Below are 19067 nucleotides of genomic sequence, written 5' to 3'. Positions count from 1 at the left end.
TCCGACGGACACCGCCCGAACCGTCTGTGAGAATACCCCCCATCCTGAGTCACCTAGACGACAAGAACATACGCACATCGGACAACCTGCACTGTTCCAGTGCGTTTGCCAGGCAAATTGGTTACCCTACGCGTTCACTCTGTGCCCGTACCCCAAAAGGGAACGACACGCTAAACGGGTCTGGCTTATCAAGCCGGGCAGCATTTCCCTTCATCCATTGGGAAATCCCCTCTCGAATCCCGATTTCAGCAGTGTGGTACTTCCTTAAATGAAAGTGTTAAAAGGCCAGGACATCCTGGCACTTGGCTTTATGACGTTCGCGCTTTTCGTCGGCGCCGGCAACATCATCTTCCCGCCTATCGTCGGCTTGCAATCCGGGCCGCACGTGTGGATGGCAGCACTAGGCTTCCTGGTCACCGCCGTGGGCCTGCCGGTCATCACCGTGGTCGCCCTGGCCAAGGTCGGTGGTGGCATGGACGCGCTGAGCAGCCCGATCGGCAAGTTCTTCGGCGGCCTGCTGGCGGCCGTGTGCTACCTCTCGGTCGGCCCGCTGTTCGCCACCCCGCGCACCGCGACCGTGTCGTTCGAGGTGGGCGTCGCGCCGCTGACCGGTGAAAGCCCGCTGGCCCTGTTCATCTACAGCCTGGTGTACTTCATCGTGGTGCTGGCGGTGTCCATGTACCCAGGCAAGCTGCTCGACACCGTGGGCCGTTTCCTGGCTCCACTGAAGATCATCGCCCTGGCCATGCTCGGCATCGCCGCTTTCGCGCTGCCTGCCGGCAGCATCGGCGAAGCGCAGCCGGCCTACGTGGCCGCGCCGTTCTCCCAGGGTTTCATCAACGGCTACCTGACCATGGATACCCTGGGCGCGCTGGTCTTCGGCATCGTCATCGTCAACGCCATCCGCTCGCGCGGTGTCGAATCGCCGAAGTTGATCACCCGCTATGCCATCATCGCAGGCCTGATCGCTGGCGTGGGCCTGGCGCTGGTTTACATCAGCCTGTTCCGCCTGGGCGCCGGCAGCCACGACATCGCTGCCGAGGCCACCAATGGCGCTGCGGTTTTGCATGCCTACGTGCAGCACACCTTCGGCTCGCTGGGCAGCGGCTTCCTCGCCGTGCTGATCGCCCTCGCGTGCCTGGTCACCGCGGTGGGCCTGACCTGCGCCTGCGCCGAGTACTTCAGCCAGATCCTGCCGCTGTCGTACCGCGCGCTGGTGGTGATTCTTGCTGGCTTCTCGCTGCTGATCTCCAACCTGGGCCTGACCAAGCTGATCATGTTCTCGATCCCAGTGCTGACCGCGATCTACCCGCCCTGCATCGTGGTGGTGGGCCTGAGCTTCGTGAAGGAGCTGTGGAACTCGCCGGTGCGTATCCTGGGCCCTGTGATGCTGGTGTCGCTGCTGTTCGGCATGGTCGATGCGATCAAGGGCAGCAGCCTGGCGCACATGCTGCCGGATGCCATGGCCCACCTGCCGCTGAGCGAGCAGGGCCTGGCCTGGCTGGTGCCCTCGGTGCTGGCCCTGGCAGCCGCCGTGGTGTTCGACCGAATGCTGGGCAAGCCGCGCGAGGCGTTGGCCTGATGCGTTGAAACCAGAGGCTCGCGCCGGCCACAAGCCGAAGGGCGCCAGCCACTGGATGAGACCTGAAAACCCGTGTCCGTGAGGATGCGGGTTTTTTTATGTCTGTGCCGGCCCTATCGTGGGGCAAGCCCGCTCCTACAGGCGCCCCACCGGTACCTGGGCGGGCTTGCCCCGCGATAGGGCCGGAACAGGCGTGACGCAATCGCGCGTGCCTTTTTGCGAATCCAGGCGTCGAAACCCGGTCTACCTTTTCCGTACACCTGAACCTCTCGGGAAACCGCATGACCTTCATCCTGAACAACCTCAACAACCTGCTGGCCATCGCCTGGTTCGCCCTCTGCTGGGGCGGTTACACCCGCTATGCCACCTGGAAAGGCCGCGACACCGCATGCCTGGCCAGCGTGTTGCACCTGTACCGCGAGGACTGGATGCGCCGCATGCTGCTGCGCGACAACCGCATCGCCGACGCCAGCGTGATCGGCAACCTGGAGCGCAACGCCTCGTTCTTCGCCTCCAGCACGCTGATCATTCTCGCGGGTATCCTCACCGTGCTCGGCGCTTCGGACCGCGCACTGTCGTTGCTGGCCGACCTGCCACTGGTGCAGCAGGCCTCACAGGGCATGTCGGAGATCAAGTTGCTGTGCCTGGCGACGGTGTTCGTCTACGCCTTCTTCACCTTCAGCTGGTGCATGCGCCAGTACAATTTCGCCGCCGTGCTGGTGGGGTCGGCGCCCATGATCGGCGAGCGCCTGGTCAATGAGTTGGAACGCAAGGCCTTCGCTTCGCGTGCCGCACGGGTACTGTCGTTGGCGGCGAACCAGTTCAACTTCGGCCTGCGTTCGTATTATTTCGGCATGGCCATGCTCAGTTGGTTCATCAGCCCGTGGCTGTTCATGTTGATGAGTGTAGGGGTGGTGCTGATTCTCTACCGTCGGGAGTTCCATTCCGATGTATTGGAAGTGATGGTGTTCACACCCACTGAAAGTGCCCCCCAGGACGTGGCTAAAGACCCGGCCGTGGCGCCGAACTGAATCTTTTGAGCGAGCATAAAAAAACCCGACATTGTCGGGTTTTTTCATTCGCGAGCAGATTACTGCTTGGCCGGCTCGCTAGGTGCCGGGGTGGCTGGGTTGGCAGGTGCGGCTTCTTCAGCGGCTTTCTGCTGCGCTTCGGCCTGATCTTTGGCGGCTTCGGCGTTTTCCTTGGCGGCTTCGTTCATTTTATCCTGAGCTTCGCCCATCTTTTCCTGGGCCTGCTCGGCGTGTTGCTGTGCGTCCTGGGCTTTGTCTTCGCTCGCTTTATCGCAAGCAGCCAGGCCCAGGGCAGCGGCCAGCATCAGAGCAAAAGCAAAAGGTTTACGCATGGGGTGTATCTCCTTGTGGAATAACATACTTGTAACCTTCGAGTTGTAGCGCGTGGCATAAGTTCCGCAACGGTTGTAGATATATAACGCACGGATCTATATGGACTTTTTGTCCGCTTTATGCGTGACCCGTATTTCCACGGAATAGGCACAAGACATGAGCGACAGTGAATTGCAGGCAATGGCCGAGCGTTTTCTCTCGGCATTGAAGCATTGCCAGGTATTGCAAATGCGCGTGCAACAAGCCGATGCCGAGGGCATGACCCTGTTGCTGCCATGGTCCCCGGCGATCGTCGGTAACCCCCAGACCGGTGCGGTCCACGGAGGCGTGCTGACCACCCTGATGGATACCACCTGTGGCATGGCTACCCTGTGCGTGCTCCCGCGTTTCGAGGTGTGCCCGACCCTGGACCTGCGCATCGACTACATGCACCCGGCCGAGCCGCACAAGGCCATCTATGGCCACGCCCAGTGCTACCGGGTCACTCGCGATGTCATCTTCACCCGCGGCACGGCCTACCAGGACGATCCGGCGCAACCCATCTGCCAGGTGGTCGGTACCTTCATGCGCCTGGGCCAGGAGGCCAGGGGCGGCATTCGTTTCGGCAGCAACCTGAAGGAGGGTAGGGCATGATCCCCGCCGAGGTCCGCCAGCAACTCAACCAGGCGCACGCGCAGGGCGACTACGCTCCATTGTTGGCGCTGATTCCCTATGCCGGGTTGATCGGTATCCAGTGCGAGCGCCAGGGCGACGACCTGTTGTTCCGCCTGCCGACCAACCCGGACAACATTGGCAACCCGCTGCTGCCGGCCATCCATGGCGGGGTCATCGCGGGCTTCATGGAACTGTCGGCGGCGCTGTACCTGTTGATCTACAGCGAAAGCGCGAGCATCCCGAAGATCATCGATTTCTCCATCGACTACCTGCGCGCCGGGCATGTGCGTGACACCTTCGCCCAGTGCCAACTGTGGCGACAGGGCCGGCGGGTGACCAACGTCGCCATCACGGCCTGGCAGGGCGAGCGCGACACGCCGATCGCCACGGCCCGCGCGCATTTCAAGATCGAGCCGGAAAAGCCCTTGAAATAATCCGGCTTGCCCCCATCTGCTGGACATCCGCCGCCAAACGCAGGCCACACGGCCGCCCGGCGACCACTACCATCAGATCGGAGTTTGAAGACCATGAGTGTGGAGACTCAAAAAGAAACCCTGGGCTTCCAGACCGAGGTGAAGCAACTGCTGCACCTCATGATCCATTCGCTGTATTCGAACAAGGAGATCTTCCTGCGTGAGCTGGTCTCCAACGCCTCCGATGCCTCGGATAAGCTGCGTTTCGAGGCCCTGGCCAAGCCCGAGCTGCTCGAAGGCGACGCCGATCTGAAGATCCGTGTGAGCTTCGACAAGGACGCCGGCACCGTGACCCTCGAGGACAACGGCATCGGCATGAGCCGCGAAGACGTCATCGCCCACCTGGGCACCATCGCCAAGTCTGGCACCGCCGACTTCATGAAGAACCTCACCGGTGACCAGAAGAAGGACTCGCACCTGATCGGCCAGTTCGGGGTCGGTTTCTACTCGGCGTTCATCGTCGCCGACAAGGTCGACGTGTACAGCCGCCGTGCCGGCCTGCCCGCCGCTGAGGGCGTGCACTGGTCGTCCAAGGGCGAGGGCGACTTCGAAGTCGCCACGGTCGAGAAGCCGCAGCGCGGCACGCGCATCGTCCTGCACCTCAAGCCGGACGAGCAGGAGTTCGCCGACGGCTGGCGCCTGCGCAACGTGATCAAGAAGTACTCCGACCACATCGCCTTGCCGATCCAGTTGCCCAAGGAACAGGCCGAGGCTGCCGAAGGCGAGGAAAAGCCCGCCCAGGAATGGGAAACCGTCAACCGCGCCAGCGCCCTGTGGACCCGTCCGCGTACCGAGATCAAGGACGAGGAGTACCAGGAGTTCTACAAGCACATCGGCCATGACTTCGAGAACCCGCTGGCCTGGAGCCACAACAAGGTCGAAGGCAAGCTCGAATACAACTCGCTGCTGTACGTGCCGGCCCGCGCGCCGTTCGACCTGTACCAGCGCGAAGCGCCACGCGGCCTGAAGCTGTACGTGCAGCGCGTGTTCATCATGGACCAGGCCGAGTCGTTCCTGCCGCTGTACCTGCGCTTCATCAAAGGCGTGGTCGACTCCAACGACCTGTCGCTGAACGTTTCGCGCGAAATCCTGCAGAAGGACCCGATCATCGATTCGATGAAGTCGGCCCTGACCAAGCGCGTGCTGGACATGCTGGAGAAGCTGGCGAAGAACGAGCCCGAGCAGTACAAGGGCTTCTGGAAGAACTTCGGCCAGGTCCTCAAGGAAGGCCCGGCCGAAGACTTCGCCAACAAGGAGAAGATCGCAGGCCTCTTGCGCTTCGCCTCCACCCAGGATGAGAGCGGCGAGCAGAGCGTCGCCCTGGCGGACTACCTGGCCCGCGCCAAGGAAGGCCAGGACAAGATCTACTACCTCACCGGCGAGTCCTACGCGCAGGTCAAGAACAGCCCGCACCTGGAAGTCTTCCGCAAGAAGGGCATCGAGGTGTTGCTGCTGACCGACCGTATCGACGAGTGGCTGATGAGCTACCTGAGCGAGTTCGACGGCAAGGCGTTCGTCGACGTCGCCCGTGGCGACCTGGACCTGGGCAAGCTGGACTCCGAAGAGGACAAGAAAGCCCAGGAAGAAGTCGCCAAGGAGAAGGAAGGCCTGGTCGAGCGCCTGAAGACCGCCCTGGGTGACAGCGTCGCCGAAGTGCGAGTGTCGCACCGCCTGACCGACTCGCCGGCGATCCTGGCCATCGGCGAACAGGACCTTGGCCTGCAGATGCGTCAGATCCTGGAAGCCAGTGGGCAGAAGGTGCCCGATTCGAAGCCGATCTTCGAATTCAACCCTGGCCACCCGCTGATCGAGAAGCTGGATAACGAGCAGAGCGAGGACCGCTTCGCCGAGCTGTCGCATATCCTGTTCGACCAGGCGGCATTGGCCGCGGGTGACAGCCTGAAGGACCCGGCGGCTTATGTCCGTCGCCTGAACAAGCTGTTGGTCGAGCTGTCGGCCTAAGTTTCACCCTCTGGTTCGGGGCTGCTTTGCGGCCCCGTCGCAACGCAAGGCCGCTGCCAGTGCCTGTGCAGCGGCCTTGTCGTGTCAGGGCCGGCCTCACCGCGGGCCGTCATTGAACCCTCAACGCAAACTCGCCAGGTACGCGCAGAACATGTCGGCCATCGCGTCGGCGTAGGCCTTGATCTCTGGCAGCGTGCGTGGCTGCTCCGAAAAGCTCTTGCCGACCGTGGCGAACGTCGTGATGATCAGCTCGCCCGCCAGGGTTCGCGTGACCTCGGCAGCGTCGGGCAGCACTTCGGCCATGAACCGCACCATGGTCCGGTCCGTCGCCGCCCGCGCCTGCTGCGCCTCGGGGGCGTCGCGGTAGAGCGGCGCTGCGTCGTTCAGCGCCACGCGCATCGGCGCTTCCTCGCACTCCGAACGGATGAACGCATGCACCAGCGCGCGCAGGCGCTCGAACGGCGGTTTGCTCACGTCCTCGAGGATGCCGCTCAGCAGCTCGCTGGTCTCGCGCCATTCGTCCACCTGCAAGCGGAACAGGATCGCCGCCTTGTTCGGGAAGTACTGGTACAGCGAACCAACGCTGACGCCAGCCTTCTCGGCGACCCGGGCGGTGGTGAAGCGAGTGACGCCTTCCTCGGCCAGTACCTGGGTAGCGGCCTGCAGGATCGCCGAGACCAATTCGGTCGACCGGGCCTGCTGCGGGTGTTTGCGCGAGATGATCTGGGGGCGCTGTTTCTGAGGCATGGCGAGGGCCTGAATGCGATGGATTATCCGCATTTTAGGCGTCTGGGAACGGTTGTCTCAACCATGGGATCAGCCGATTTCACGAATGATAATGTGAATAAAAAAGCGCAGTTTTCTTCGTTTTTATGGGTATATCCCATAAATACAATGGTTTGAACACGCCTGCAAACGCGATCCCTGACGCGAATATAAAACATGAATCATCAGTCGTATTATTCGCCACAACACGACGGATCAATCATGTTTCATCGTTGCGCGTCAGGAGAAACCCATGCACGTATTCGTAACAGGTGCCACCGGCTGGTTGGGCACCGCCCTTGCTCGTGAGCTGCTCGAAGCCGGCCATCGGGTCACTGGGCTGGCCCGCTCTGCCGACAAGGTCGCCGCCCTGGCCTCGACCGGCGCAGGCGTGCTGTGCGCCACGCTCGATGACCTTGATGCCCTGCGCGATGCCGCAGGGTCGGCGGATGCGGTGATCCACGCCGCGTTCAATCATGACTTTTCCCGCTTCGCCGAAAACTGCGCGCAGGACCAGCGAGTGATCGAGGCCCTGGGCAGCGCGCTGGAAGGCTCGCAACGCCCGTTGCTGGTGACCTCCGGGCTTTCGGGGCTGGCGTGCCACGCCACCGAGGCGGACCTGCCCGACGGCAGCGGTCCACGCCAGTCCGAGGCGGCCGCAAGGGCGCTGGCCGAACGCGGCGTGCGTGCGGCGACCGTGCGCCTGCCGCCGTCGGTACACGGTCTGGGCGACCATGGGTTTGTGGCGATCCTGGCCAAGCTGGCACGCGTGAGTGGTGTTTCGGCCTACCTCGGCGAAGGTCGCAATTGCTGGTCTGGCGTGCGCCGCCAGGATGCCGCGCGGGTCTATCGTCTGGCCCTGGAAGAAGGCGTCAGTCAGCCGGTGTACCACGCGGTGGCCGACGAGGCTGTGCCGTTCAAGACAATCGCCCAGGTCATCGGTCGTCAGCTAGGCGTGCCGGTCGAATCGCGCCCGCCCGAGCACTTCGGCTGGTTCGCCAGGATGGCCGGTGCCGACATGGCCGCGTCCAGCGCCCGCACCCGCTGGCTGCTGGGCTGGCAGCCCGGCTGGCCGGACCTGCTCACCGACCTGGACCAGGCTGCTTATTACGCTGGCTGAAGCCTCCGAACACCTTTTCTTGCGAAGACCTTCCATGACTGAGTCGCTCTCTCGCCCCACGCCTTCTCAGGCGGGGGCCGCAACGCCGGCCAGCAATGTGTTCCTCACGCTGCTGCCGATTACCCTGGCCGTGTTCATCGGCTTTCTCACCATTGGCCTGCAGATGCCGGTGCTGCCCCTGCACCTGCACGATACCTTGGGCATGAGCACCGTCATCGTTGGCCTAGTGGTCGGTTCGCAGTTCGTCGCCGCGCTGCTGTCCCGCGCCTGGGCCGGCAACTTCGCCGACCTGCGCGGGGCCAAGCGTGCGGTGGTCGTGGGCATGTTGTTCGCTGCAGCGTCCGGCCTGGCCTACCTGGCGTCGCTGCCATTCGTGGCGACGCCGGCCACCGCGGTATGGCTGGTGCTGCTCGGGCGTATCCTGCTGGCGTTGGGCGAAAGCCTGATCGCCACCGGAGCGCTGGGCTGGGCGATCGGGCGGGTAGGGCCGCAGAACGCCGGCAAGGTGATGGTCTGGGTCGGCATCGCCATCTTCGGGGCCTATGCCCTGGGCGCGCCGGTCGGCGTCATGGTCAGCGCCCACTGGGGCTTTCTGGGTGTCGCCGCGGCTACCGTGCTCATACCGCTGTTGGCGCTTGTTGTGGTGTCGGGCGTGCGTGGCGTGGCGCCGACCGCGACCCGCAGAACCCCCTTCTACCAGGTGTTGGGCGCTGTGCTGGCCCCAGGGCTGGGGCTGGCGCTGTGCAGCGTGGGCTTTGGCCTGATCACCGCGTTCATCGCCTTGCTGTTCGCTGCCCGTGAGTGGGGCAGCGCATCGCTGGCTTTTACCGCCTTTGGCGTGGCCTTCATCGTCGCGCGGCTGCTGTTCGGGCACCTGCCGGACAAGCTCGGCGGTGCGCGGGTCGCGCTGGTGAGCGTGGCCATCGAGCTGGTCGGGCAGTTGCTGATCTGGGGGGCCGGCGTCGAGGCGGTCGCCTACCTGGGGGCCGCGCTCACCGGCTTTGGCTACTCGCTGGCCTTCCCGGCGTTTGGTGTCGAGGCGGTGCGCCGCGCCCCGCCGCAGACTCGCAGCCTGGCGATGGGGGCCTACGTGGCGTTTCTCGACATCGCCCTGGGCATCGCCAGCCCGCTGGCGGGGGTGCTGGCCAGCGCTTCGGGCGTTGCCTCGGTGTACCTGGCGGGCGCGGTGTGCGTGGGGCTGTCGCTGGTGGTCGCCTGGCGCTTGCTGAAGGCGGCTCCGCTGCCCACGCAATGATGAAGATCGCTGGCCTCGTCTAGCCTTTTGACCTGCGGTGCCGCCACACTAGTGAGGTTGCACGGAACATTTCCAGGTTTCAGGAGGAGTTTGATGAGCAAGGTAATCGTCGAGTCGCTGGTCTATCACCTGTCGGGCAAGGCCTATGAGAGTCGCCTGGTCTACACCCCAGGCGCGTTGCCGCAGCCGGGCCTGGTGATGGCGCCGAACTGGATGGGTATCGGCGAGGGGGCCGAGCGCATCGCCAAGGAAGTGGCCGAGAAAGGGTACGTGGTGCTGATCGCCGACCTGTACGGGCAGTCGGTGCGGCCGTCGAATGCGGATGAGGCGGGCGCGGCGATGATGCCGTTGAAGAACGACCGGGGTGAACTGCGCAAGCGCATGGCTGAGGCATTGGCGCAGTTGCTGGGGCAGTCCAAGGCGCTGCTGGAGCCGGGCAAGGTCGCTACCTTCGGTTTCTGCTTCGGTGGCTGCTGCGCGCTGGAGCTGGCCCGCACGGGTGCAGATGTGCAGGCTGCGGTGTCGTTCCATGGCACCCTGGACACACCGAACCCTGAGGACGGCAAGCGTATCAAGGGCTCGGTGCTGGTGCTGCATGGCGCTTCCGACCCGTTGGTGCCGAAGGAGCAACTGCCGGCGTTCGAGGAGGAGATGAACGCTGCGAAGGTCGATTGGCAGTTGCTCAGCTATGGCGGCGCGGTGCATTCGTTCACCGACCCGAACGCCAATGTGCCGGGCAAGATGCAGTATGACCGGCGCATCTCGGAGCGGGCGTTCCGGGCCATGCATAACCTGCTGGAAGAAGTGTTCAGGGGGTGAGGGGTATGGACTGCGGTGCGGCCCCGCGATGGGCCCCCGCATCACTCACCGCGGCAACTCGATCCGCTCATGCTCCCCCGGAACCACTGGCCAGTCCCCCGCCGCCCAGCGCGCCCGGGCCTGTTCGATCAGTGCCGGGTCGCTGGCGACGAAATTCCAATTCATCCGCCGCGGCCCATCCAGTGGCGCGCCGCCGATCAGCACCAACTGGCACTCGCTCTCGGCATACAGCACCACCTCTTCACCCTCCGGCAGCACCAGCAGGCTGCACGCCTCGACGTCCGTCTCGCCCAGCGCCAGCTCGCCATCGAGCAGGTACAGCGCGCGCTGCGTGTGTTCGGTGGGCACGATCAGCGTGGTGGCGGGCTGCATGTGCACGTAGGCATAGAGGGTAGGAGAGAGCACCGGCACCGGCGACTCGAGGCAGAAGCCGTTGCCGGCGATCAGGCGGATGCGCACCCCCAGGCTATCGCTTTCCGGCAGGCTGGCCGCGGGGTGGTGGCTGTAGCTGGGCGCCGCCTGCTCGTCAGCCTGGGGCGAGGCCAACCAGACCTGCAGGCCATGCAGCCGCGAACCGCGCGTGAAAAGGTCTGCCGGCGTGCGCTCGACGTGCGCCACGCCGCGCCCGGCGGTCATCCAGCTGACATCGCCCGGCAACACGCGCTGCTCGGAGCCGAGGCTGTCCTTGTGCAGGATCTCGCCGTCGAACAGGTAGGTCAGGGTCGACAGGCCGATGTGCGGGTGCTGGCGAATGTCCATGCCATGCCCAGGGGCGTAGTCGGTCTCCAGCATGTGGTCGAAGAACACGAACGGGCCGACGCTGCGGCACTGGGCGGATGGCAGCGGGCGCAGGATGGGCTGCCCCTCGACCGATTCGGCGCGCGGGTGGATGACCAGTGGGCTGCTCATGAGGGGCTCCAGGCAAGTGCGGGCGGCTGCTGACAGCATAGCGGGTCGGCGCCTCGTGCTGAACCGTGCGCGCCGGGCGCCGGTCTACTCTGTTCGAACACGCAGAAGGACGCTACCCATGATCGCCAGAGTGCTGGCTTGCGCGTTGTTGTCCACCTGGCTGTGCCAGGCGGTGCAGGCGCGCGATTACCGCTACAGTGACGCCCACCTGCACTACGTCGATTTCTTCCAGGAAACCGAAGGCATGCCGGCGCTGCTCAAGGCCATGGATGAGGCGGGGGTGGAGCACGCGATGATCTCCGGCATCCCGGTGGCGAAGAAATGGCATGAGGACGAACCCAAGCGCCCGCGCTATTACGCTGGCGACGATGCCGACGCTTATTGGTTCAGCGCCACTGACATCCACGTCGCCGCTGCGGTGCAGCAGTTGCCTGTCGAGCAACGGCGACGTTTCCACCCGTTCCTGTCGGGCTTCAACCCGGTGGACAAGAACGCCGTCAGCCACATCGAGCGCATGCTCGACCTCTACCCGGGCCTGTGGCAGGGCATCGGCGAGGTGTTCACCCGCCATGATGACCTCACCGCGCTCACCAGCGGCGATACGCCCAGGGCCAACAACGAGGCGATGACGCGCATTTATCATTTGGCTGCCGAGCGTGACCTGCCGGTGCTGGTGCATTCCAACCTGACCTCCAAGCGCGAGCGCAACCCGCTGTACCTGGCGGAGATCGAGGAGCCGCTGCGCAACCACCCGCATACCCGGTTCATCTGGGCGCATGCTGGCAGCAGCATGGAAATCCATCGGCACCAGAAACAGATGGATTTTCTCTTGCCGGTGCTGACGCGGCTGCTGGAGGACTACCCGAACCTGTACGTCGACCTGTCGTGGAGCATGCGCGAGCCGTACCTGCTGGATGCGCAGGGCAAGCCGCGCGAGGCGTGGGTGGCGTTGGTCACGCGCTTCCCCGAGCGGTTCATGCTGGGGTCGGATGTGGTGGGGCGGTTTGGCAGTGTCGGGGAGCAGATGCGTGGCTTCGATCCGTTTCTGGATGCGTTGCCGGAGGCGGTGGCGCACAAGGTCGCGCGGGAGAATTTCCTGGCGGTGTTGCCCAAGGCGCGGTGACACCTCGGCCCTCCTGTAGGGGCGGTGCCGCCCCCAAAAAAAACGCCCCGAACCAGTCGGGGCGTCTTCATTCGCGCGGTACGGCTTATTTGCCGGTCCAGCGCTTGAGCACCAGGGTGGCGTTGGTGCCACCGAAGCCGAAGCTGTTGCTCATGATGGTGTCGACCTTGGCGTTTTCCTCGGTCTGACGCAGGATCGGCAGGTCGGCGACCGCCGGGTCCAGTTCGTCGATGTTGGCGGAGCCGGCGATGAAGTTGTTCTCCATCATCAGCAGGCAGTAGATCGCCTCGTGCACGCCTGCGGCACCCAAGGAGTGGCCGGACAGGCTCTTGGTCGAGCTGATCTTCGGGGCCTTGTCGCCGAACACTTCACGCACGCCCTTGATTTCGGCGACGTCGCCGACCGGAGTCGAGGTGCCATGGGTGTTCAGGTAGTCGATCGGGGTGTCGACGGTGGCCAGCGCTTGCTGCATGCAGCGGATCGCGCCTTCGCCGCTCGGAGCGACCATGTCGTAGCCATCGGAAGTGGCGCCGTAGCCGACGATTTCGGCGTAGATCTTGGCGCCACGGGCCAGAGCGTGTTCCAGCTCCTCGACCACCACCATGCCGCCACCGCCGGCGATGACGAAGCCATCACGGTCGTTGTCGTAGGCGCGCGAGGCCAGCTCCGGGGTTTCGTTGCGCTTGGTCGACAGGGCGCCCATGGCATCGAACAGGAACGACTGGCTCCAGTGCTCTTCTTCACCGCCGCCGGCGAAGACGATGTCCTGCTTGCCCCACTGGATCTGCTCCAGGGCGGTGCCGATGCAGTGTGCGGAAGTGGCGCAGGCCGACGAGATCGAGTAGTTGATGCCCTTGATCTTGAACGGGGTCGCCAGGCACGCCGACACGGTGCTGCCCATGGTGCGGGTGACGCGGTAGGGGCCGACGCGCTTGACGCCTTTCTCGCGCAGGGTGTCCAGCGCTTCCATCTGGTTCAGGGTCGATGCGCCGCCAGAGCCGGCGACCAGGCCGGTGCGCGGGTTGGAGACCTGTTCTTCGGTCAGGCCCGCATCCTTGATCGCGTCCTGCATCGCCAGGTAGGCGTAGGCCGCGGCGTGGCCGACGAAGCGGTAGACCTTGCGGTCGATCAGTTCTTCGAGGTTGAGGTCGATGGAACCGGAAACCTGGCTACGCAGCCCCATTTCCTTGTATTCCGGGTTGTAGCGGATCCCCGGACGGCTCTTGCGCAGGCTTTCGGTGACGGTTGCTTTGTCATTGCCCAGGCACGAAACGATGCCCAGACCAGTGATAACGACGCGGCGCATGCGAATAACCCTTAGAAATTGTCAGTGGAGGTGAACACGCCGACCCGCAGGCCTTCGGCAGTGTAGATCTCGCGGCCATCGACGCTGACAGAGCCATCGGCGATGGCCATGTTCAGCTTGCCCTTCAGGACGCGTTTGATGTGGATGTTGTAGGTGACCTTCTTGGCCACAGGCAGTACCTGGCCGAAGAACTTCACTTCGCCCGAACCCAGGGCGCGGCCACGGCCCGGCAGGCCCTGCCAGCCGAGGAAGAACCCGACCAACTGCCACATGGCGTCCAGGCCCAGGCAGCCCGGCATCACCGGGTCGCCCTCGAAGTGGCAGGCGAAGAACCACAGGTCCGGGTTGATGTCCAGCTCGGCGACCAATTCACCCTTGCCGTACTTGCCACCTTCGGAGCTGATGTGAGTGATCCGATCGACCATCAGCATGTTCGGGGCGGGCAGTTGCGCATTACCTGGGCCGAACAGCTCACCGCGACTGCAGCGCAGCAGGTCTTCCCGAGTAAAGGCGTTTTGTTTGGTCATGCGAGCTCCTCAATAACCCCCTGCGGCAGGGGATGAATCTTCCCGGCCGGCCCGGATTGCTTCGCGTCCGAGGCGGCAGCCTACAGGTAGACTATTGCGTTGTGGTGAAAGTCACAGTGCACCCGGCAAAAGAAGTACAGGTGTGCACTGAAATGTTTATTCTCAGGGCCAACGAAGGTCCTGTCCAGTCTTTAAGACTGCCGCACTTTAGCATTTATCGCCAGTCGCGGCTGTCTGCCCGGGCAACCAGCGTTGCAGCAGGCGCTGCAGGTCCGTGCGTTTGAAGGGTTTGCTCAGGTAATCGTTCATTCCCGCGGCCAGGCAACGCTCCCGGTCGCCCTGCAAGGCATTGGCGGTCAGGGCGATGATTGGCAAATGCGTGGTATGGGGCAGCAGGCGAATGCGTCGGGTCGCTTCGTAGCCGTCCATCTGCGGCAGGCGGCAGTCCATCAGCACTGCCGCGAAGCGCTGCTGGCCGACCAGGTCCACGGCTTGGGCGCCGTCGACCGCCACCGCGACCTCGAAGCCCAGGCTGCGCAGCATCGCCTCGATCACGCTCTGGTTCACCGGGTTGTCCTCCACCAGCAGGATCCGCCGCCCTTCGCCGGCCGGCGCGTGACCTTGCTCGGGCGCCGGCAGCAGCGCCGTCGGCGTGCTGGCCAGGGTCAACGGCACCTCCAGGGTGAAGGTCGAGCCCAGCCCCGCGCGGCTCTCGCCCCGCAGTTGGCCACCCATGCGTTCGGCCAGGGTGCGGGCGATCGACAAGCCCAGGCCGGTGCCGCCGTAGCGACGGGAAATCGAGCTGTCGGCCTGCTGGAAGGCCACGAACATCATTTCCAGGCGGTCGCTGTCGATGCCGATGCCGGTGTCGCGCACCGCACAGGTGAGGCTGATGCGCTGGTGGTCGAGCGCCTGCCAGCGCGCCTCCACCGCCACTTCGCCACGTTCGGTGAACTTGAGCGCGTTGCCCACCAGGTTCAGCAGGATCTGGCGAATCCGCGTCGGGTCGCCGGTCACCTGCAGGGGCTCGATGTCGGCCGGCATCTGCAGGCGCAGCTCCAGGCCGCGTTGCTGGGCGCTGTGCTGGAACGATTGCACACAGCTGGCGATCAGCTCGCCCAGGTTGAAGTCGATGTGCTCCAGCTCAAGGCTGGTGCGCTCGATCCGCGAGAAGTCGAGGATGTCGTTGATCACCTTGAGCAAATGCCCGGTGGATTCACTGGCCACCGCGGTGTACTCGGCCTGCTCGCGGGTCAGTTGGGTGGTCTCGAGCAATTGCAGCATGCCCAGCACGCCATTCATGGGCGTGCGCAGCTCGTGGCTCATCATCGCCAGGAAGTCGGATTTGGCGCCGTTGGCCTGCTCGGCCTCTTCACGGGCCTGCACCAGTTGCGCAATGGCCTGTTGCTGCTCGCGGCTGGCCTGGTCCAGGGCGCTGGCCAGGTTGTTGATGTGTCGCGCCAAATGGCCCAGCTCGCTGTCGTCGACCACCGGCAGCGGCGCATTGAACTCACCCTGCTGGATCGCCTCGACCGCATGGCCCATGTCGCTGATCGGCTTGGACAGGCTGCGCGCCAGGCGTCGGGCGAGGAGGAAGGTGAAAAGCAAGGCGAATAGCGCGAGGATGCCGGCCTTGATCACGATTTCCTGCTGGCGCTGGCTGAAGGCGTCGTCGGACATGCCGACGATCACCCGGCCCAGGTAATCGTCACCGATGTTCGGTGCTGGCGCCTTGCCTTGTTGCAGGAAATCGTTGTCCAGGCGGATCTCCTGCAGGCGGATCGGCGCCTGGAACACCTCGACGCGCTGGGCGCGGTTGACGCTTTCGCTGGTCTGCTCGACGTACACCAGAATGTGATTGCGGCTGTCCTGCACCTCGAGGAAGCGCACGTGGGGGATGCTCAGGGTGGCGCGCATCAGGCTTTCCAGCACTTCGTTGTTGCCGGAGATCACCCCGTACTCGGACGCCGGGGCCAACTGGTTGGCGATCAGTTGCCCGGTGTGATTGAGCTCCTGGCGCAAGTCCTGGATGCGCACGAAGGTGAAGAAGCTGATCAACAGCAAGGTCAGCAGCAGGGCCGGGCCCAGGCTGATGATCTGCGTGCGGGTGTGGATGTCCCAGCTCAGGCGTTTGCTCATGGGGTGGGTTCTCCTTCGGCCAGGGCCATGGCGGCGGCCTTCGGATCGATCGTTTCAAGGCCCAAGGCCCGGGCCACCTGCTGGTTGCCGCTGACCCCGTAGCGCGAGGGGTACAGGCTGCGCGGCCAGCGCGCTGGCGGCTGGTCGAGCAACTGGTCGAGCACCGCCAGCCAGTCGTCCTGGTCGCTGTAGGTGCTGGCCAGGGCGCCCGCGCGCACGAACCCGGCGTTCGGGCCGATCAGCGCCATCTGCCGGCCATAGCTGCTCAGCAGCACGTTCTTGGCGGTCTTGGAGTTGTACAGGTCGGGGTCGTCGACCCCCAGCAGCACGTCGCTGTTGGCCAGCAGGTTCTGCAAGGGGCGGCTGTCACGCAGGTCGGCCCAGTCCTGGGCGACGATCTCCAGCCCCAAGGGGCGGGCTGCCTGGCGCAGCTCGTCGATCAGGAAACGGCTGTGCTCGCCGTACAGTACGCCGATCCGTCGCGCCTGGGGCAGCAGGTAGCGCGCCAGGCGCAGCTGGCGGGCCAGCGGTGGGTCGCTCCAGAGCAGGCTCAGGTAGGTGGGGCGGGACTTTCCCAGGCGCTGTTCGGCCTGTACCCGGCTGATGCGCAGGGCCAAGGCCGGTGGGCCTTCGTTTTCCATCAGGCGCCAGTCCAGGGCGGCGCTGTCCAGCAGCACCAGGCGCACATCGGCTTTGAGCTGGCCTGGGCGCGGCAGCTGGGCGACGGTCTGGAAACGCACCTGGTCGTGGCTGCGGCGTGCTTCCAGGGCGGCGACGAAACTGCGCACGCCCGGCTGGTCTTCGCCGCCGACCAGCAGGATTTCGCCGGCCGACAAGCCGCCGATCGGCCAGAGGCAGAACAGCAGCAGGCGCAACAGGCGCAGCATCAGAACTCAAGCTCCGCGCTGACGCTTAGGCGGTGGCGGCTGTCGTAGCGGTTCTGCACGAAGGTGGTGGGCTGGTCATCCAGGCGTTGCTGCCACAACGCTGCCAGTTCCAGGGTGCTGCCCTGGATACGCAAGCGCTTGGCCACGCGCAGGTCGAGGCGCTCGAAGCGGTATTGGTTGAGGGCGTCGTCGCCGTAGTAGAACAGGCCGCTCGACCAGCCATCGCCCCACTCGCGCAGCCACCCGGCCGAGCCACTGTTGCGCGCGGTCAGGCGGCGGTCGTCGGGGTTGCTGGCCCAGGCGTCGACGTAGGCGTAGGTCAGGCGCAGGCGGTCGCGCATGCCCAGGCGCCAGTCCAGCTGGGTTTCCGTGCCGCTGAAGCGGGCCTTGTTGGCATTGCTGGCGATGTACTGGTTGTTGCGCAGCGGCTCGCTGATCATGCCGGTGATTTCGTCATAGAACAGCTTGACGTCGACGCTCAGGTCAAGGTCGGCGAAGTAGCCGTTGTAGCCCAGCTCGCGCGAGCGCATGCGCTCCTGGTCAAGGTTGCCGGGGCCACGGGTCTTGACGAAGTATTCACCGTGTTGCTGGCCGAACGCGGTCGGCGTGAGGTTCTTGACCGTGTAGCTCCAGTTAATGTTGTTCTCGAACATGTCAGGCGAGCGCACCGCCTCGGAGTACACGGCGCGCAGGCCGTGGCGCGGGGTGATCAGGTAGTTGACCGCCATGCGCGGCGTCAGCGAGCTGCCGGACAGGCGCGAATCCTCGAACATCGCCCCACCCTGGAGAATCCAGTGTTCATCCGCACGCCACTCCAACTGGCCGAACAGGCGCCAGGTCTGGTCGTCGAGGCTGCCGTTGAAATAAGTCTGCGAGTCGGCGCGGTCGTAGCGGTAGTTCATGCCGCTGAGCAGGCGCAGGTTGTCGGTCAGGCTCAGGGTGTCCTGAATTTCCAGGTCGTAGCGGGTCTCGCGGGTGCTCTGGTCGACGTCGCCGCAGACCACGTTGCGCCCGCCCATGTTGTTCCATTGGTCCTTGATCGCATCGACCAGCGCCTGCTCCACCGGGTCGCTGCTGTTGGGTGGGTTGTTCGCCCCGCGCGCTACTTTTTCGGCGAAGTTCGGATTCAGTTGCCACAAGCGGGTGAGTTCCGGGCTGAACGCCAGCGCCGCGTCGCAGGCACGCCACACCTGCTGGCGATCGAACTGCTGGGCCGAGCCCTGCACGTAGAGGCTGTGCTCGGGGTTGAACTCGATGTTCCAGCGTATCGAACCCGCGTAGTCCTTGGCGGTGACGTCGGCGTTGTAGCCGCGTTCGGTGACGTAGGGGAACACCGGGGTATAGGTGTAGGGGCGCTGGTTGCTGCCTTCCTTGGCCGTCAGTTGCCACTCCAGGGTCTGGTTCGGCGCCAGGGTGTGGCTGGCGCTGAGGTTGATGCGGTTGAGGCGGCGGCTGTCGCGGTAGTCCTGGCCGAACTGGTTGTGATCGAAGCCGTCATCCTGCATGCCCGACAGCGACAGGCGCAGGTCGCCGCCGTCCCAGCCGAAGCCTTGGCTGGCGTAGAAATCGTTGATGCCGTCCTGGCCGCGGGTGACCTTCAACCGCGTGCCGTGGCTGTCGGCGGGGCTGCGGGTGAGGATGTTGACCACCGCCATCAGGGCGTTGGCGCCGTAGCTGACGGTGTTCGGGCCACGGAATACTTCGATGCGCTCGATGTCCTCGATCGCCAGCGGGATGTCGCTCCAGTCCACGGTGGCAAGGCCGGCGCGGTACACCGAGCGGCCGTCGATCAAGACCTGCATGCGCCGGGCATCGCTGGCGTTGCTGCCGTGGTAGTTGACCGTGGGCTGGTTGCCGGCGCCGTAGCCGATCATCATGCCCGGTACCAGGCGCAACAGCTCGGGAATGTCACGTGCGCCGCTGGCGTGGATCAGCTCACTGTCGAGCACGGTCATGCTGCCGGGCACCGCCGCCGGGGATTGTTTCAGGCGCGTGGCGGTCAGTACCTCGGGCAGGTCCTGGTTGTCGATGAACAGGTCGTCGGCCACGGCCGTGCCGCCCAGCAGGGCAGTCAGCAGGAGCAGGCGAGGGAACGGTGGCGTGCCAGGGAACACGGTACGGCCTTGTTTCAGGGATGAATCAGGCATGTTAACCGACCGTGGGCGTTTTGCCAGTGATCTGC

Annotated in this window: 17 protein-coding genes; 9 read left to right on the top strand and 8 right to left on the bottom strand. The window is 64.7% G+C overall.

Translation table 11 applies throughout. The features are described from left to right. Positions 1–268: 268 nt before the first annotated feature. Positions 269–1582 (top strand): branched-chain amino acid transport system II carrier protein, encoded by a 1314-nt coding sequence (gene brnQ, locus P0Y43_RS21355; RefSeq protein ID WP_275639264.1) that lies wholly within the window; start codon positions 269–271, stop codon positions 1580–1582. Between the two features lie 281 nt (positions 1583–1863). Then, the gene (locus P0Y43_RS21350; RefSeq protein ID WP_275639263.1) at positions 1864–2613 is read left to right on the top strand and encodes a DUF599 domain-containing protein; all 750 of its coding nucleotides are present in this window, start codon (positions 1864–1866) and stop codon (positions 2611–2613) included. Positions 2614–2672: 59 nt separating this feature from the next. On the opposite strand, the gene P0Y43_RS21345 is transcribed toward P0Y43_RS21350, so the two are convergent. Next, a complete protein-coding gene (locus P0Y43_RS21345) occupies positions 2673–2945 on the bottom strand; it encodes a hypothetical protein (protein WP_275639282.1) in 273 nt (90 codons plus the stop codon). A 157-nt stretch (positions 2946–3102) separates the two neighbouring features. On the opposite strand from P0Y43_RS21345, the gene P0Y43_RS21340 reads away from it, so the two are divergent. The 3 genes from P0Y43_RS21340 (at position 3103) to htpG (ending at position 6035) form a co-directional block, all read left to right on the top strand. After that, positions 3103–3579, top strand: a complete 477-nt coding sequence (locus P0Y43_RS21340) for a PaaI family thioesterase (RefSeq protein ID WP_275639262.1) — start codon at positions 3103–3105, stop codon at positions 3577–3579. Further along, positions 3576–4034 carry a PaaI family thioesterase gene (locus P0Y43_RS21335; protein ID WP_275639261.1) on the top strand — a complete coding sequence of 153 codons (459 nt, stop codon included), beginning with the start codon at positions 3576–3578 and terminating at the stop codon, positions 4032–4034. Before P0Y43_RS21340 ends, P0Y43_RS21335 begins: the two co-directional genes overlap by 4 nt. Positions 4035–4127: 93 nt before the next feature. After that, complete coding sequence (htpG, locus tag P0Y43_RS21330; protein WP_275639260.1) at positions 4128–6035, top strand: molecular chaperone HtpG; 1908 nt, start codon at positions 4128–4130, stop codon at positions 6033–6035. 120 nt (positions 6036–6155) lie between these two features. On the opposite strand, the gene P0Y43_RS21325 is transcribed toward htpG, so the two are convergent. Further along, positions 6156–6782, bottom strand: coding sequence for a TetR family transcriptional regulator (locus P0Y43_RS21325; RefSeq protein WP_275639259.1), 627 nt, complete (start codon positions 6780–6782; stop codon positions 6156–6158). 271 nt (positions 6783–7053) lie between these two features. Here P0Y43_RS21325 and P0Y43_RS21320 point away from each other — a divergent pair, with 271 nt between their 5' ends. From P0Y43_RS21320 to P0Y43_RS21310, 3 genes are all read left to right on the top strand, one after another. Further along, positions 7054–7920 (top strand): SDR family oxidoreductase, encoded by an 867-nt coding sequence (locus P0Y43_RS21320; RefSeq protein ID WP_275639258.1) that lies wholly within the window; start codon positions 7054–7056, stop codon positions 7918–7920. A 34-nt stretch (positions 7921–7954) separates the two neighbouring features. Beyond that, complete coding sequence (locus tag P0Y43_RS21315) at positions 7955–9175, top strand: arabinose transporter (RefSeq protein ID WP_275639257.1); 1221 nt, start codon at positions 7955–7957, stop codon at positions 9173–9175. 93 nt (positions 9176–9268) lie between these two features. Further along, entirely contained in the window at positions 9269–9994 is a 726-nt protein-coding gene (locus P0Y43_RS21310; protein WP_275639256.1) for a dienelactone hydrolase family protein, read from the top strand. Between the two features lie 45 nt (positions 9995–10039). On the opposite strand, the gene P0Y43_RS21305 is transcribed toward P0Y43_RS21310, so the two are convergent. Further along, entirely contained in the window at positions 10040–10903 is an 864-nt protein-coding gene (locus P0Y43_RS21305; RefSeq protein WP_275639255.1) for a pirin family protein, read from the bottom strand. 118 nt (positions 10904–11021) lie between these two features. Here P0Y43_RS21305 and P0Y43_RS21300 point away from each other — a divergent pair, with 118 nt between their 5' ends. Further along, complete coding sequence (locus P0Y43_RS21300) at positions 11022–12026, top strand: amidohydrolase family protein (RefSeq protein WP_275639254.1); 1005 nt, start codon at positions 11022–11024, stop codon at positions 12024–12026. Between the two features lie 85 nt (positions 12027–12111). On the opposite strand, the gene fabB is transcribed toward P0Y43_RS21300, so the two are convergent. The 5 genes from fabB to P0Y43_RS21275 all read right to left on the bottom strand — a co-directional run bounded on the left by fabB (position 12112) and on the right by P0Y43_RS21275 (position 19032). Continuing rightward, positions 12112–13332, bottom strand: a complete 1221-nt coding sequence (gene fabB, locus P0Y43_RS21295) for a beta-ketoacyl-ACP synthase I (protein WP_275639253.1) — start codon at positions 13330–13332, stop codon at positions 12112–12114. Between the two features lie 11 nt (positions 13333–13343). Then, positions 13344–13859 (bottom strand): 3-hydroxyacyl-[acyl-carrier-protein] dehydratase FabA, encoded by a 516-nt coding sequence (fabA, locus tag P0Y43_RS21290; RefSeq protein WP_275639252.1) that lies wholly within the window; start codon positions 13857–13859, stop codon positions 13344–13346. Positions 13860–14066: 207 nt separating this feature from the next. Beyond that, positions 14067–15998: a response regulator gene (locus P0Y43_RS21285; RefSeq protein WP_275639251.1), complete on the bottom strand. Its 1932-nt coding sequence runs from the start codon at positions 15996–15998 to the stop codon at positions 14067–14069. Continuing rightward, the gene (locus P0Y43_RS21280; protein WP_275639250.1) at positions 15995–16885 is read right to left on the bottom strand and encodes an ABC transporter substrate-binding protein; all 891 of its coding nucleotides are present in this window, start codon (positions 16883–16885) and stop codon (positions 15995–15997) included. Before P0Y43_RS21280 ends, P0Y43_RS21285 begins: the two co-directional genes overlap by 4 nt. Beyond that, positions 16885–19032 carry a TonB-dependent receptor plug domain-containing protein gene (locus P0Y43_RS21275; protein ID WP_275639249.1) on the bottom strand — a complete coding sequence of 716 codons (2148 nt, stop codon included), beginning with the start codon at positions 19030–19032 and terminating at the stop codon, positions 16885–16887. The genes P0Y43_RS21280 and P0Y43_RS21275 overlap by 1 nt, the downstream gene beginning before the upstream one ends. Positions 19033–19067: the final 35 nt, after the last annotated feature.

Origin of the sequence: Pseudomonas entomophila (assembly GCF_029193575.1) — a bacterium.
Classification (GTDB): domain Bacteria; phylum Pseudomonadota; class Gammaproteobacteria; order Pseudomonadales; family Pseudomonadaceae; genus Aquipseudomonas; species Aquipseudomonas entomophila_G.
The sequence above is the reverse complement of the archived record's forward strand: the minus strand, read 5'-3'. Positions and strand labels throughout refer to the sequence as shown.